General features: G+C 50.7%; 8 protein-coding genes, 1 tRNA gene, 4 rRNA genes and 1 pseudogene. 2 read left to right on the top strand and 12 right to left on the bottom strand.

Features of this window, described 5'->3' with window-relative positions; translation table 11 throughout:
* Window positions 1–77: 77 nt before the first annotated feature.
* Window positions 78–1,037, top strand: coding sequence for a sugar ABC transporter substrate-binding protein (locus LKE40_10150; GenBank protein MCH3917790.1), 960 nt, complete (start codon window positions 78–80; stop codon window positions 1,035–1,037).
* A gap of 163 nt (window positions 1,038–1,200) precedes the next feature.
* Window positions 1,201–2,091 (top strand): AraC family transcriptional regulator, encoded by an 891-nt coding sequence (locus tag LKE40_10145; GenBank protein MCH3917789.1) that lies wholly within the window; start codon window positions 1,201–1,203, stop codon window positions 2,089–2,091.
* A gap of 39 nt (window positions 2,092–2,130) precedes the next feature.
* Here LKE40_10145 and argF read toward each other — a convergent pair whose 3' ends face one another.
* From argF to LKE40_10085, 12 genes and pseudogenes are all read right to left on the bottom strand, one after another.
* Window positions 2,131–3,156, bottom strand: coding sequence for an ornithine carbamoyltransferase (gene argF / locus LKE40_10140; GenBank protein MCH3917788.1), 1,026 nt, complete (start codon window positions 3,154–3,156; stop codon window positions 2,131–2,133).
* A gap of 138 nt (window positions 3,157–3,294) precedes the next feature.
* Complete coding sequence (gene rmuC / locus LKE40_10135; GenBank protein ID MCH3917787.1) at window positions 3,295–4,488, bottom strand: DNA recombination protein RmuC; 1,194 nt, start codon at window positions 4,486–4,488, stop codon at window positions 3,295–3,297.
* Between the two features lie 71 nt (window positions 4,489–4,559).
* Window positions 4,560–5,391 (bottom strand): annotated as a pseudogene (locus LKE40_10130) (MetQ/NlpA family ABC transporter substrate-binding protein).
* A gap of 439 nt (window positions 5,392–5,830) precedes the next feature.
* Window positions 5,831–6,475, bottom strand: a complete 645-nt coding sequence (locus tag LKE40_10125) for an ABC transporter permease (protein ID MCH3917786.1) — start codon at window positions 6,473–6,475, stop codon at window positions 5,831–5,833.
* 15 nt (window positions 6,476–6,490) lie between these two features.
* Complete coding sequence (locus LKE40_10120; GenBank protein MCH3917785.1) at window positions 6,491–7,483, bottom strand: methionine ABC transporter ATP-binding protein; 993 nt, start codon at window positions 7,481–7,483, stop codon at window positions 6,491–6,493.
* A 95-nt stretch (window positions 7,484–7,578) separates the two neighbouring features.
* Window positions 7,579–7,689, bottom strand: a 5S ribosomal RNA gene (rrf, locus tag LKE40_10115).
* A gap of 85 nt (window positions 7,690–7,774) precedes the next feature.
* Window positions 7,775–7,885 (bottom strand): 5S ribosomal RNA (rrf, locus tag LKE40_10110).
* A gap of 77 nt (window positions 7,886–7,962) precedes the next feature.
* Window positions 7,963–10,910, bottom strand: a 23S ribosomal RNA gene (locus LKE40_10105).
* Window positions 10,911–10,963: 53 nt separating this feature from the next.
* Window positions 10,964–11,037: transfer RNA gene (locus tag LKE40_10100), tRNA-Ala, on the bottom strand.
* Between the two features lie 123 nt (window positions 11,038–11,160).
* Window positions 11,161–12,704: ribosomal RNA gene (locus LKE40_10095) — 16S ribosomal RNA — on the bottom strand.
* The 16S, 23S and 5S rRNA genes sit together here with 1 tRNA gene alongside, the layout of an rRNA operon.
* A 402-nt stretch (window positions 12,705–13,106) precedes the next feature.
* The gene (locus LKE40_10090; GenBank protein MCH3917784.1) at window positions 13,107–13,628 is read right to left on the bottom strand and encodes a nitroreductase family protein; all 522 of its coding nucleotides are present in this window, start codon (window positions 13,626–13,628) and stop codon (window positions 13,107–13,109) included.
* Window positions 13,629–13,825: 197 nt separating this feature from the next.
* Window positions 13,826–15,052 carry an ATP-binding protein gene (locus tag LKE40_10085; GenBank protein ID MCH3917783.1) on the bottom strand — a complete coding sequence of 409 codons (1,227 nt, stop codon included), beginning with the start codon at window positions 15,050–15,052 and terminating at the stop codon, window positions 13,826–13,828.
* Between the last annotated feature and the right edge of the window lie 102 nt (window positions 15,053–15,154).

Here is a 15,154-nt window from a genome sequence, read left to right as displayed (position 1 = left end):
AAGGTCTCCTATGAGGAGAAAACAAACGGAGCTTGATAGTTTCCGTAGAAACTATTGACTTTTTATAGGAGGAAAATATGAAAAGGACTATAGGGTTGCTTTTGCCTTTGCTACTGCTCTCTTCTGCCTTTGCTTTTGCCAACGGAGAAGCAGAAAGCAAGCAGACAGACACAAAAAAGCAAATACACATTGCCGTAGTGCTGAAGACACTGAGTGAGGAACATTGGCAAAAGGTAGCTGCCGGATGCAGGGAAGCTGCGGCAAAGGCAGGAGCAGAAGTAGATATACTCGCTCCACCACAGGAAGACAATATCATACAGCAGATCAACATGGTTGAAGACTCACTGGCCACGCATCCTGATGCTTTGATCGTCGCTCCATCACAGCCGAAGACAGCAAAGACTGTAATCTCGAAAGCAAAGAAAAGCGGCATCCCAGTTATCATCATCGATACACCCATGCCGGATGATTTCAAAGATTACGACACGTTCATCGGTACGGCAAACTATGATGCGGGATGCAAGGGAGCGCAGTTCATGATTGACAATTGGAACAAACCTACTGCCAACGTCGTCATCATGGAAGGAACACCAGGTAATCCTTCATGTGGAGACAGAGCCAAGGGAGCCAGTACTATCTATACGGCAAAAGGTTATAAGATAGTTGCGTATCAACCTGGATATTCTGACAAGGAAAAGGCATTCAACACCATGCAGAATATCCTTGAAAAAACCCCTGATGTCGATATTGTATTCTGCGCAAATGACAACATGGCACTCGGTGCTGCCAGGGCCTGCATCCAAGCCGGATGCAAAGCTAGGGTCATGGGCTTTGACGGAGAAAAACAAGGTATCCAGGCAGTAGCAGACGGAACTCTTTATGCAGATGTTGCACAGCGTGCAAATAAAATGGGAACGCTTGCCGTAGAAGCTGCAATCAAATTACTTAATGGACAAACAGTCGATAAAACTGTCAATTCAGGCATCGATATACTGACAAAGAACAATGTACAGACTTTGATCAGTAAAGCAAAATAGAAATATAATCCAACAACAGGACAAAAAACCAAACCTACCGGTTCAAGTCTTTGATATCCGGTGATATGCTGGATATATGGATACTGCCTTTCTTTCTATGAGGGGAAAGGCAGGTTGTTGTATATGCATCCTCTTTTCGATATGGAGAAACAGCCGCACGACCATGGATAGGAAAGAAATAAATTACAGAAGCGCTCCTGACCGCATAAATCTGGTCCTGAACCTGAATACATGCGGGACTTCAATCATCTCTACTGAACAGAAGAAAAATCTTTCTTATTATGGTCTGTATATGGTAGACAAGGGAAAGGGCATGCTCAAGACAAACACAGTTTCCTTTCCCCTTTCTGAAGAAACCATCTTCATTGTTTTTCCGCTCTCCGAAACAAACATCATTCCTGATGCCGACAATCCACTTTCTCTCTCTTGGGTCGGTTTTTCCGGTTATATGATCGAACATTACCTGCTGCGCGGCGGCATAACGCCTGTTTACCCCATTTCATATGATACATCAGATCACAAAATCAGGATGCATTTCGGGGAAATCAATGCAGCAGCTCACAAACCAGCAAACCGATATTGCACGATGGTCTCAAACCTTTATGCAATCTTTGCATTGTTACTTGACAACTGTTACAAAACAACGTATCCGGAAAAATACTCAGACAATTATTTTTTCATCAAGGCATTGGAATACATTGAAATATACTACAGAACAAATGTCTCAATAGAAAACCTTGCAGACAATATCGGCATCAGCCGAAAACATCTATATCTGATTTTCAAGCATGCCATCTCAATTCCGCCGAAAAATTATTTGATTTTTTTCAGACTGGACAAAGCTGCATCCCTACTGGAAGGAAGGAACCTTTCAGTGGAAGAAATCTCCCAGATGGTCGGATACGCAACTCCCAATTATTTTGCAAAAGAATTCAAAAGAATCACTGGTTTTTCTCCGACAACCTATAAAGAAAAGATCAGAAAGAAAGAAATATCTCCCTATTGTTCGCCTATCGGAGAAATAAGCAGCCAGATCCTATCAAAACAGGAGTAACAGACGGCATCAAGCCGTCGTTCCTCCTCAGTCAATTTTCTATCTGTATAGTTTGTCACTCATCGTTGCAACCATGACAGCTTTGATGGTATGCATACGGTTCTCTGCTTCATCAAAGACTACGGAATGTCTTGACCGGAAAACTTCATCGGTGACTTCCATTTCCTTCAATCCATACGTGTCTGCAACCATTTTTCCAATTTGGGTATTTGTATCATGGAAAGAAGGCAAGCAATGCTCAAAAAGGACTTTCTCATTCCCACTGGCTTCAAGCAACTTCATGGTTACTTGATAAGGCTTGAGCAATTTGATCCTTTCCTTCATCTTGTCTTCTTCTCCCATTGAAACCCAGATATCAGTATAGATGACATCCGCATCCTTGACGGCTTCCATAGGATCTGCAGTTACCGAAATCGTCGATCCGGTTTTCTGTGCCACCTCGGTCATCTCAGCAAGCAGACTAGCATCAGGTTGCAAAGCATTCGGAGTCGCAATGCTGAAATCCATGCCTACTTTTGCTGCACCGATCATCAGAGCATTGGACACATTGTTTCTTCCGTCTCCGACATAGGCCATCTTCATCTTGGAGTATTTTTTGCCACAATGTTCATGGGCCGTCAGAAAATCCGCCAGGACTTGGGTCGGATGATCATCATCAGTAAGGCCATTCCAGACAGGAATACCGCTATACACATACAGGTTCTTGACCAGCTCCATGCTGTACCCCCTGTATTCAATACCATCATAGAGTCTTCCCAGTACCCTTGCAGTATCTTCAATAGATTCTTTTTTGCCCATCTGGCTGTTCGTCAAAAAAGTTACGTGGGCTCCTTCATCATAGGCAGCCACTTCAAAGGAACAGCGAGTTCTGGTAGAAGTCTTGTCAAAGATAAGTACGATATTCTTGCCCTTCAGAAGCTTTCCCTTCAACCTGCTGTCGAATTTCTTTCCTTTCTTCTTGTCTTTCAGTTCTTTTGCCAAATCAAGAAGATAAAGTATTTCTTCAGTCGTGTAGTCCTTCAGGGACAAATAGCTCCTTCCTTTCAAACAAATCTCATTATTCATTGCTACCTCTGAAATATGATAGGAACAGGTTCAAACCTGCCGCCAGCCTATGCCAGCTACTAGCAGATCAGATTTCCTTTCTCTGTATCAATATCCATATTTCTAGCAGAAAACCGGCGGCTGTGCAATATCCAGCCGTTACTGTACCTCTGCAGGTTCATTGTCTCCAGCTTCATCCAGCAGCTCCACATCCTTCAGCCTACTGTTCATGACCCTTGTTCTCCTACCGAGCTGTTCAACACTTCCGGACGCTGCAACAAGTTTCTGCTGGACTTTTTCAACTTGTTCTCCGAACTTGGAGAATTCACTCTTGACCGAAGAAAGTACCTTCCAGACTTCTTCACTGCGTTTTTCTATGGCCAAGGTACGGAATCCCATCTGCAGGCTATTCAACAGAGCCAGAAAAGTAGTAGGGCCACTTGGTACGACTTTGAAATCCCTCTGCAGGTCATCAACCAATCCCGGGATATTCAGCACTTCGGCATAAAGGCCTTCTATAGGTAGATACATTATTGCAAAATCCGTAGTAGCAGGAGGGTCAAGATATTTGCCGTTGATTTTTTTCGCTTCTTCCTTCATACGTCTTGCAAGAGCGACCCTGGCAACACGGCAACCCTCCTGATCGCCTGTTTCCAACGACTGCTGTAGCCTTTCGTAATCTTCCCTTGGAAATTTGGCATCAATAGGAAGATAAACAGGTATATCCTTTTCTCCGGGAAGTTTCAGGGCAAATTCAACACGTTGCCCACTGCCTTTCCTTGTTTCTACGTTTTTTTCATACTGCGTAGAAACAAAAACCTCATCAAGCAGATTCTGTGCCTGGAGTTCTCCCCAGCTACCTCTGGTTTTGATATTTCCGAGCAACCGGGACAGATCGCCCACGCCATCGGCCAAGCTCTGCATTTCTTTCAAGGAACGGTTGACCACTTCCAGTTGGTTACTGACGATCTTGAATGATTCACCTAACCGGGAATCAAGAGTGGTAGTCAATCTGGCATCGACAGTCCTGCGCATTTCATCCAATTGCGTCTGGTTGTCAATGCGGATTTTTTCAAGCTGCAAGGCAACAGTATCAGCAAGTTTGTCATTCTTTCCTTCTACCTGTACAAGGGTACCAGAAAGACGATTTTCCAAATCACTTACCTGTGTAGCAAGGGCTGTACGTTGGGATTCAAGCATCTGACGGAGTTCTGTCCTCGTCTGGGAATTTTCCTTCAGAAGGAGCTGGATTTCTTCATGGCTCTTCCCGCGCAAAGAAAGCCGGACCACAAGGATCAAGATCAACAATATGATACAGAAAAAGACAACAGACATGATTTCCATGCCATCCATGATACCATCTGGGACAACTAAAAAAAATCCCCCCGGTACAACCAGGGGAATCGCATAACATGACAGATTTGCTACTTGACCAGTACGACTTCACCGTTCGGATATTGTTTGGCTACCCAATCAACTACAATCTGGCTGTGAAGCGCTGCTACAAGCTTGACGATGGCGGGGTCTTTTTCATGGCCTTTCTGTACGGCTACAACATTGACATATGGACTGTCAGCACCTTCTACGTACAAACCATCACGGGTTGCCACCAAACCTGCAGGAATTGCATAATTTCCGTTGATGACTGCAGCATCGACATCAGGCAATACCCTGGGTAAAGAAGCTGCTTCAATTTCCTTGAAATTTCAGTTTCTTCGGATTAGTTGCTATATCAAACGGAGTTGCTTCCAATCCTGCGTTGTCCTTGAGCTTGACCAAACCGGCACTCTGCAGAAGCAGCAAAGCCCTGCCTTCATTGGTAGGATCATTGGGAATTGCAATACTTGCCCCGTCAGGAAGGGTATCAAGAGATTTGAATTTCTTCGAATAAAGAGCAAGCGGCTCAATATGAATACCTCCTGCACTGACAAGGTTTGTCCCATGTTCCCTGTTATAAGTCTCAAGATACGGCAAATGCTGGAAATAATTTGCATCCAGCTCTCCACTTGCCAAAGCTTCGTTCGGCGTAACATAATCAGTAAATTCAATGACTTTCAGGTTGACTCCTTCCTGAGCCAGCTGGTCCTTGACCAAATTCAACAATGCAGCATGCGGCAATGGCGTCGCACCGACCTTAAGCTCCGTAGGTCCAGTCGTTGCACCAGCAGCAGAAGGGCTGGTTTCTGCCGCACCATTGGCAAACAAGGCTGCACTGGCAAACAATGCCACTACAATGGCAACCACACTTTTCTTCATTTTTCTCTCCTAACATGTTGATTCTCCCCAAGGGGAAACAGTTGTATCGAGACCGACAAAAGGCAGTACTACCCGCTCTGCCGGCATCCTCCTCACATCATGTGAATATTTTTGTTTTTATCTGGAACAGAATTGATTCCTATGGTATATGAATAAGTTTATGCCCAAACGGGCATCATAAGAAGAGACAGGGTGCACATCAATGTATCGTCTACATAGAAAACCATAGCTGTCCTCCTCTACCAATAGGTTATTTCGAATTTAGCGAGATTTGTAATAATATGCAAGACCTCAATGCTACAAACTTTTGTCGTTCCGAGCACATCTGACAAAAAGAAATGGCAAAGTAACGTATCCCTTTTCTTTAAATCGCCTTGTTTTTACATGGATATCATCCTTGGTACGCTTGCTGCACATGTCAGCAAGGTACCTAAAAATTCTATCTTTTCGCCATCAACCGAGCTACCAGATAATCTCCGACTACTTGGCAGGCTTCAACCATCACCAAAATGACAATGACCGAGACCAACAGGACATCGGCACGGAACCGCTGGTAGCCATAGCGGATTGCCAAATCACCCAAACCGCCTGCCCCGATGGCTCCGGCCATAGCTGAATAGCCTATCAGATTGATAATGGTAAGCGTAATGCCGGCGACCAACGACGGCATTGCTTCAGGCAACAAGACCTTGACAATAATCTGCATATTTGTCGATCCCATGGCTTTTGCAGCCTGCACCATGCCCGGGTCAACTTCTTTGAGGGCAGACTCAATGACACGGGCAACGAAAGGAGCAGCAGCAATGCTCAAAGGTACGATTGCAGCTCTTGTCCCGATTGAAGTCCCCAAAATAAGACGGGAAAGAGGAAAAAGCAGAATCATCAATATTATGAAAGGAAAGGAACGGAGTACATTTACAATCCGTCCCAATACATTGTTGAGTATGGCATGCGGAATAATGCCTCCCTGTTGCTCTGGAGCAGTAATGCAAAGCAAGACACCCAAAGGAAGACCAATCACAAGAGAAAAAAGAGTAGAAAAGAAAACCATGACCAAAGGTTTCCCATGTAGCTGTCCATACAAGCATCCATAGTTCGCTCATTTCTTTTCCTCCTCTACGATGATTCCTTCTTTCCGCAGTGCTTCAACAGCCTTGTGGACATTCTCCGTACTTCCCTCAATATCACAGATCATGGTGCCGACATGGCTACTGCCGACATTCTGTACGCCACCTGCAAGTATATTGAATGCAACATCAACTTTTTTTGTTATTCTTGAAAGTACCGGTTCATCTGTAAGTTTTCCTTGGAAACGAAGCGTAAAAGCTCCGCCTTCTCCCCATCGGATCAAATCTTGCTGATTGTTGGAAAGATGGGCAAGGAAATCTTTAGTAACTTCGGTTTTCGGATTGGAAAAAATATCAACGACGTCTCCAAGTTCCACAACTTTGCCATTGTCCAGGACAGCAACTTTTTCACAGGCATCCCGTACTACTTCCATCTGATGGGTAATCATCACGACAGTAAGGGACATTTTTTGCTGTATGTCCTTGATCAGCTGCAATATTGAATGGGTAGTCTGAGGGTCAAGGGCACTGGTCGCCTCATCACAAAACAATATATCTGGATTTATGGAAAGTGCCCTGGCAATGGCAATCCGCTGCTTTTGCCCGCCGGAAAGGGTACTTATCGGTGCATCTTCCCTTCCTGAGAGTTCAACCAATTCCAACAGTTCCTTGACTCGGGCACGAATCCTTTCCTTGCCCATTCCTTGGATTTCCATAGGATAGGCAATATTTCCACCAGCCGTCCGTGAAGAAAATAAATTGAAATTCTGAAATATCATACCGATATGACGCCGTTGGGACAGCAGTTGCTGTTTAGGTAAATCGTCTACACGCCTTGCATCATAGTATACCTGACCTTCATCAGGGCGTTCCAGCATACTTATCAATCGGACCAAGGTAGATTTACCGGCACCACTTTTCCCGATGATTCCAAAGACCGTGTTGCTTGGAATTTCAAGAGACACACCATCTACAGCGTGTAAATCTCCATAAATTCGCTTCAGGTTATGCAAGGATATCTGCATGGTAACTCCTAGTTGTTTATCGGGTTACTATCTTAATGCAGTTTCATGAAATGAACAAGCAGTATGCGGAAAGCGTCTGCGAAAAGCAAAAAAAAACTTGGCAGCTATCTACTCTCCCGCCCGAAGGCAGTACCATCGACGTGAGAGTGCTTAACTTCCGTGTTCGGGATGGGAACGGGTGTATCCACTCTGCCATTGCTACCAAGTAAACTTACGCCATGTTTGACATAGCTATGTCAAATCAGGTCTAAGCCCCTCCAAAACTTACGAAAAGGAGGGAAAAAGAAAGGGGTCCGGCGGCTGCCTACTCTCCCGCCAGAAGGCAGTACCATCGGCGCAGGGGCGCTTAACTTCCGTGTTCGGGATGGGAACGGGTGTGCCCGCCCCGCCATCGCCACCGGACCCGGCCAACGCCCAGGGGCACCAGGAGAGTCCCTGGTACACCCGGCCTTGGCCCTGCGGGGGACCGCAACGACAATATGGTCAAGCCTCACGGCTGATTAGTACCGGTGGGCTGCACGCGTCGCCGCGCTTCCACCCCCGGCCTATCGACCAGGTATTCTCCCTGGTTCCTTCAGTCCCCCACAGGGGGGGATGGGAAGTCTCATCTCGGGGCGGGCTTCCCGCTTAGATGCTTTCAGCGGTTATCCCTTCCGGACGTGGCTACCCGGCACCTGCCGCTGGCGCGACAACCGGTACACCAGAGGTCCGTCCACCTCGGTCCTCTCGTACTGAAGGCAGCTCCCCCCAGACTTCCTACGCTCGTGGCAGATAGGGACCGAACTGTCTCACGACGTTCTGAACCCAGCTCGCGTACCGCTTTGATTGGCGAACAGCCAAACCCTTGGGACCTGCTCCAGCCCCAGGATGCGATGAGCCGACATCGAGGTGCCAAACCTTGCCGTCGATATGAACTCTTGGGCAAGATCAGCCTGTTATCCCCGGAGTACCTTTTATCCGTTAAGTGACGGCGCTTCCACTCGCTGCCGCCAGATCACTAGGACCTACTTTCGTACCTGCTCGGCCTGTACGCCTCGCAGTCAAGCCGCCTTGTGCCCTTGCACTTGCAGGATGATTCCCGACCATCCCAAGGCGACCTTCGCGCGCCTCCGTTACGCTTTCGGAGGCGACCGCCCCAGTCAAACTCCCCGCCTGGCACGGTCCCCGCGCCGGTTCACGGCGCGGGTGAGGAGGCTGGAAAGGGAAGGGTGGTATTTCACCGGCGGCTCCGCCCAGGCTGACGCCCGGGCATCCTTGCCTCCCACCTATCCTACACATCCCTGCCCAGCCCCCAATGCCGGGTTGGAGTAAAGGTTCACGGGGTCTTTCCGTCTAACCACGAGTACCAGGCATCTTCACCTGGACTTCAATTTCACCGGACCTCACGCCGAGACAGCGCCCATGTCGTTACACCATTCGTGCGGGTCGGAACTTACCCGACAAGGAATTTCGCTACCTTAGGACCGTTATAGTTACGGCCGCCGTTTGCTGGGGCTTGGGTTCGCCGCTTCGCCCGAAGGCTGACGGCTCCCCTTGACCTTCCAGTACCGGGCAGGTGTCAGTCCATATACTTCCCGTCGCCGGTTCGCATGGACCTGTGTTTTTGGTAAACAGTCGCATGGGCCATTTCTCTGCGGCTCCCCCTGCGGGGAGCCATACTTCTCCCTAGGTTACGTATGCATTTTGCCGAGTTCCTTAGCGTGAGTTCGTCCGTACGCCTTCGCATTCTCAGCTCGCCCACCTGTGTCGGTCTGCGGTACGGTCTCCCGGTGCCTTGCCTTAGAAGCTGTTTCTCGGCACCGCGGCTCGGCACGCTTCGCCGCCATTGCGGCGGCTCGCCGCCGGCTCACCTGGGCCGGGGGGTTTGCCTCCCGGCCGTCATAGGCCCGCCTTCCGGACAGGGACTACCGTCGCCCTGCCGTGCTCCGCCCCATGCTTCGCTCCGTCGAAACACCGGGAGGTGCGGGAATGTTGACCCGCTTCCCATCGGCTACGGCCTTCGCCCTCGCCTTAGGGGCCGACTGACCCTCGGGCAGATTGCCTTTACCCCGGAAACCTCGGGCTTCCGGCGGGGGGGGATCTCACCCCCCTTTCCGTTACTCATGCCTGCATCCTCTCTTCCGCCCCGTCCACGGACCCTCCCGGGCCCGCTTCGTCCGTTCGCGGAATGCTCCCCTACCCACAGCGCACAAGGCGCTGTGCCGCGGCTTCGGCGGCGTGCTTAGCCCCGTTGGATTGTCGGCGCGTGACTACTCGACCAGTGAGCTGTTACGCACTCCTTGGAGGAATGGCTGCTTCTGAGCCAACCTCCTGGCTGTCTGTGCAGTCACACTTCCTTTCCCACTCGGCACGCCTTGGGGACCTTGGCCGGCGGTCCGGGCTGTTCCCCTCTCGACGACGGCCCTTATCAGTCGCCGTCTGACTGCCGCGCATTGTACACCGGCATTCAGAGTTCGGTTAAACTTGGTACCCGGTGAAGGGCCCGCATCTATCCGGTGCTTTACCTCCGGTGCAGTCCACGCGACGCTAGCCCTAAAGCTATTTCGGGGAGTGCCAGCTATCTCCAAGTTTGTTTAGCCTTTCACTCCGAGCCACAGCTCATCGCAACCCTTTTCAGCGGATTTACGTTCGGCCCTCCACCGGACTTTACTCCGGCTTCAGCCTGGCCATGGCTAGATCACTTGGCTTCGGGTCCGCCCCGTGCAACTCGCGCCCTCTTCAGGCTCGGTTTCCCTCCGGCTCCGGGACTCCTGTCCCTTAACCTCGCTGCACAGGGCGACTCGCAGGCTCATTCTACAAAAGGCACGCCATCACCCTCTCGGGCTCTGACCGCTTGCAGGTCCACGGTTTCAGGTTCTCTTTCACTCCCCTCCCGGGGTCCTTTTCACCTTTCCCTCACGGTACTGTGCGCTATCGGTAGCCGCCGAGTATTCAGCCTTGGAGGGTGGTCCCCCCTGCTTCCGGCAGGGTTTCCTCGTGCCCCGCCGTACTCAGGCTGCGCGCCAAGGCAGCCCCCATGCCGCCGGCTACGGGGCTTTCACCCGCTCCGGCCGCCCTTCCCAGGTGCGTTCGCCTGGCATGGGGGTTTCTTACTGCCCGGGTCTCCCCAGGCGCGCGCCTACAACCCCGCGTGCCCGAAGGCGCGCGGTTTGGGCTCCTCCCCGTTCGCTCGCCGCTACTTGGGGAATCTCGTGCTTGATTTCTTCTCCTGCCGGTACTCAGATGGTTCATTTCCCGGCGTATGGCTCCCGCACGCTGTCTTTCCTCACGTGCGGGCGGCAGGCTCAGCGCCTGCCGGGTTACCCCATTCGGACACCCGCGGATCATAGGGTGCTTGCCCCTCCCCGCGGCTTTTCGCAGCTTGCCGCGTCCTTCGTCGCCTGACGGCTCCCAGGCATCCTCCGTGGACCCTGTTCATTGCTTGACCATATTGCCCTTGCTGTCCCTTCGCTCTCTATGTCAAAAAAACCTTCATCCCACTGGAGGCAGGGGGACTCGAACCCCCGACCCTCGGCTTGCAAAGCCGATGCTCTAGCCAGCTGAGCCATGCCCCCGGCTCTGCCTCAGGGAAGACGGGAAACGGAAGGAAGCCCCGGGGGACCCCCTGGAAAAGGACCACCATATGTTCCGGGGCACGCCGCCTGTGAGCGGGGCATGCCCCCTGCCTTTCTTTGCAGAAAGGAGGTGATCCAGCCGCACCTTCCGGTACGGCTACCTTGTTACGACTTCACCCCCCTCACCGGGCATACCTTAGGCACCGCCCCCCCTTGCAGGTTGGACCGGCGACTTCGGGTACCCCCGACTCGGATGGTGTGACGGGCGGTGTGTACAAGGCCCGGGAACGTATTCACCGCGCCATGCTGATGCGCGATTACTAGCGATTCCAACTTCACGGAGCCGGGTTGCAGGCTCCGATCCGTACTGGGGCCGGCTTTGCGCGATTCGCTCCGCCTCGCGGCCTCGCTGCGCCCTGTACCGGCCATTGTAGCACGTGTGTGGCCCAGGACATAAGGGCCGTGATGACTTGACGTCGTCCCCACCTTCCTCCGGTTTGTCACCGGCAGTCCCGCCTGAGTGCCCAACTTCACTTGCTGGCAACTGGCGGCAGGGGTTGCGCTCGTTGCGGGACTTAACCCAACACTTCACAGCACGAGCTGACGACAGCCATGCAGCACCTGTGCGCCCGCCCCGAAGGGAAGGCCGGTCTCCCGGCCCGCCGGACGCATGTCAAGCCCTGGTAAGGTTCCTCGCGTATCATCGAATTAAACCACATGCTCCACCGCTTGTGCGGGCCCCCGTCAATTCCTTTGAGTTTCACCCTTGCGGGCATACTCCCCAGGCGGTGCACTCATCGCGTTGGCTTCGGCACCGGACCCTCAGGGCCCGACGCCTGGTGCACATCGTTTACTGTGCGGACTACCAGGGTATCTAAACCTGTTCGCTCCCCGCACCTTCGCGTCTCAGCGTCAGTACATGGCCAGGCATCCGCCTTCGCCACCGGTGTTCTTCCGGATATCTACAGATTTCACCCCTACACCCGGAATTCCGATGCCCCTTCCTGTACTCAAGCACCGCAGTTTCCAGCGCGTCCCCCCGGTTGGGCCGGGGCCTTTCACGCCGGACTTGCAGCGCCGCCTGCACGCCCTTTACGCCCAATGATTCCGAACAACGCTCGCCCCCTACGTGTTACCGCGGCTGCTGGCACGTAGTTAGCCGGGGCTTCTTCCGGGATTCACGTCATCCGCCGGCCATTCCCTGCCGGCGTCGTTCCCCCTCCCGAAAAGGACTTTACAACCTCACGGCCTCCATCGTCCACGCGGCGTCGCTCCGTCAGGCTTTCGCCCATTGCGGAAGATCCTTAGCTGCTGCCCACCGTAGTAGTCTGGGCCGTGTCTCAGTCCCAATGTGGCCGTCCACCCTCTCAGGCCGGCTACCCATCGTCGCCACGGTGGGCCTTTACCCCGCCGTCTAGCTAATGGGCCGCGGACCCATCCCCCGGCGCCGCCTCGGCGCCTTTCCCGCCGGGGCCCTTCCGGCCCTGGCGTCTCATGCGGTATTACCCGGTGTTTCCACCGGCTATCCCGCTCCGGGGGGCAGGTTGTCCACGTGTTACTCACCCGTCCGCCGCTCTCGGGGGGCCGAAGCCCCCCTGCCGCTCGACTTGCATGCTTAAAACGCGCCGCCAGCGTTCGTTCTGAGCCAGGATCAAACTCTCCGTCATCATATCGCGCGGGCCGAAGCCCGCGCTGCTCGATATCATTTCCGGCGTCCTCTCCTGCCGCTCCAAGAACTCACGACCGACTTCTTCAATCTGTCTGTTCTCTCATCCTTGAATTGACTCGGGAGCCCCCCCCGGCCGGGCTCGCGCCCGGCCGGTCGGCTTCCTTCCATTTCTCGTCTCCCCTTCGCTCTTCTTCTAAAAAAGACCTGCAGTCCCCGGGTCTCCCCGGCCTCCTGCTCTCAGGCGCTCCTCTCGAAGCGCTCGGTCAACATAGCAGATTTGCCCTACTCTAGTCAATAGTTCAGACAAATTTTATTACAACTTTTTTTTGCAGACTCCATCATCACTTTTCAACTGCTACTTTAGTGCTTAAACAGCAAAGAAAAGGCATTCAGACGATGTTTACCATCGATTCAAATGAATGTTGTCTTTCTTGAATTTTTCTTTTACGCGTTCCGTACCCACCGGATATCCGACAGGAACAAAACAAAGAGGAACTATCTTGGAGGGCAGATGCAATACATCAACAACAGTCTCCATCCGGTCTCTCACAGGATATACAGCTGTCCACACAGCTCCCAGTCCAAGAGCATGTGCCGCCAGAAGGATGTTCTCTGTCGCTGCGGAACAATCAGAAACCCACATAAGGTCCTTTTCCCCCTCTCCTGTTGCATCCATGTCACCACAGACTACTATTCCCGCCTGTGCTTCTGCTGCCATCTTTGCATATGGAAGTCTGGTTGCCAAAGAATCAAGGACAGCCCTTTCCGTAATTAAAATGAAGCGCCAGGGCTGCCTGTTCATGGCAGAAGGAGCAGCCATTCCTGCTTTTAGCAACAGTTCAAGCGTCTGTGAATCAATTTTCTTTTCTGTATAGCTCCTGACGCTCGTTCTCGTCAGTATGTTTTCAAGAACCGTATCCATTTTTTCCCTCCTCAAAAAGAAATGTAATCCATGATATAAACATAATAAGAAAAAATTTCAGAAGCAATATCTGTTTTTATTGAACTTCATTGCAATTGCATAAGATCTATCACCCGTTACACCAAGCACCAGAACACCTGCTCACAGAATAAAGACCTTTTCACATTGCATCCTTGCAAAAAAAACATACTCAGCATTCAGATATAATCAACTGGTACCGTATACACATCAGAGCTCAGGATACCCAACTTGGTACAGGGACAGATAACAGCTCCTGTTCCTATGTTCACATTCCTGATACGTGACAATATGGAAAAAGCAGCAATATCTTTTTTTGCAGGGCTTACTGTTTTTTTTATTTCCACAGGGTATAATGTACCTTCTGATTCTATAAGCAGATCTATTTCAATCTTATCCTTATCCCGATAGAAATAAACCGGCGGTATCTGTCCTGCATTCAAATAACTTTTTATAATCTCGGTCACGACGAAAGTCTCAAAATAAGTCCCTGCCATTGCACCCGTCATCAAGACTTCAGACGTACGCCATTTCGTTAGAAACGCAGCAAGACCAGTGTCCATGAAATAAAGTTTCGGAGTCTTTACGACCCGCTTCTCTACATTTGCCGAATATGGCTGAAGCAAATATACCAATCCCGAAGTAACAAGAATTGAAAGCCATTTCTTGGCAGTTACTTCACTGATGCCAATATCGCGTGCCAAATCTGCATAATTGACCAAATGGCCAGTCCGCGCAGCTACAGCAACGACAAAGTTACTGAACTGAAGTTCATCAGCAACCTGCGTCAGCTGTCGGACATCCCGTTCTATATACGTCTGCAGATAGGAACCATAGAAATCTTCCGGCAGAACATTTCCTGTAACGATTTCAGGATAAGAACCTTTCTGGATCATCGTCCATAAAGTTCCGATCGAATCGATTCTGGCAGGAACGGTACGTCGAACAAGGAATTGTTTCGACGGTACAAAGGGTTCAGTACATGTATCAGCCAAACGTTCTCTCAAAGAAATACCAGGCAATTGCAAAATGCCAATACGTCCGGCAAGGCTTTCTGTAACATGTTTCATCATTGAAAAACGCTGGCTGCCTGTCAAGAAAAACATCCCGGGATGACGGTTTTCATCAATTTCCATTTTCAGGTATGGAAAAAGATTCGGCACATGCTGTATCTCATCAAAGATAACAGGGGAACGATGGAACTCGAGATATGTCTTGGCATCGGCCGCAACGGATTGTATTTCATTAATATCATCAAATGTTACATAGTTCGCAGATAAAGCAACTGCTGAGTTCCTGATCAACGTCGTTTTTCCTGTCTGACGTGCACCTACAACCAATACAGCAGGAAATGAATTTGCAAGCCTTTTTAAAGTCTGTTCTGCCTGACGTGGGATAAAATGCATATTGGTGCTCCTTATTATGGGATAATCTAAACTGATTATATATATTATCCCACAAAATTACAATGATAAACAAGCCGGACAATATTATATATAAATTTTACA

This window comes from Spirochaetia bacterium, assembly GCA_022482625.1.
In the GTDB taxonomy this organism is placed as follows: Bacteria; Spirochaetota; Spirochaetia; order Sphaerochaetales; family Sphaerochaetaceae; genus Pleomorphochaeta.
This window is presented reverse-complemented; position numbering and strand designations above follow the sequence as displayed.

What these genes read in the sequence shown, in the direction of transcription:
- LKE40_10150 (MCH3917790.1), top strand. Translation starts at nt 78, where the DNA reads ATGAAAAGGACTATAGGGTTGCTTTTGCCTTTGCTACTGCTCTCTTCT.
- LKE40_10145 (MCH3917789.1), top strand. Translation starts at nt 1,201, where the DNA reads ATGGATAGGAAAGAAATAAATTACAGAAGCGCTCCTGACCGCATAAAT.
- argF (MCH3917788.1), bottom strand. Translation starts at nt 3,156, where the DNA reads ATGAATAATGAGATTTGTTTGAAAGGAAGGAGCTATTTGTCCCTGAAG.
- rmuC (MCH3917787.1), bottom strand. Translation starts at nt 4,488, where the DNA reads ATGGATGGCATGGAAATCATGTCTGTTGTCTTTTTCTGTATCATATTG.
- LKE40_10120 (MCH3917785.1), bottom strand. Translation starts at nt 7,483, where the DNA reads ATGCAGATATCCTTGCATAACCTGAAGCGAATTTATGGAGATTTACAC.
- LKE40_10090 (MCH3917784.1), bottom strand. Translation starts at nt 13,628, where the DNA reads ATGGATACGGTTCTTGAAAACATACTGACGAGAACGAGCGTCAGGAGC.
- LKE40_10085 (MCH3917783.1), bottom strand. Translation starts at nt 15,052, where the DNA reads ATGCATTTTATCCCACGTCAGGCAGAACAGACTTTAAAAAGGCTTGCA.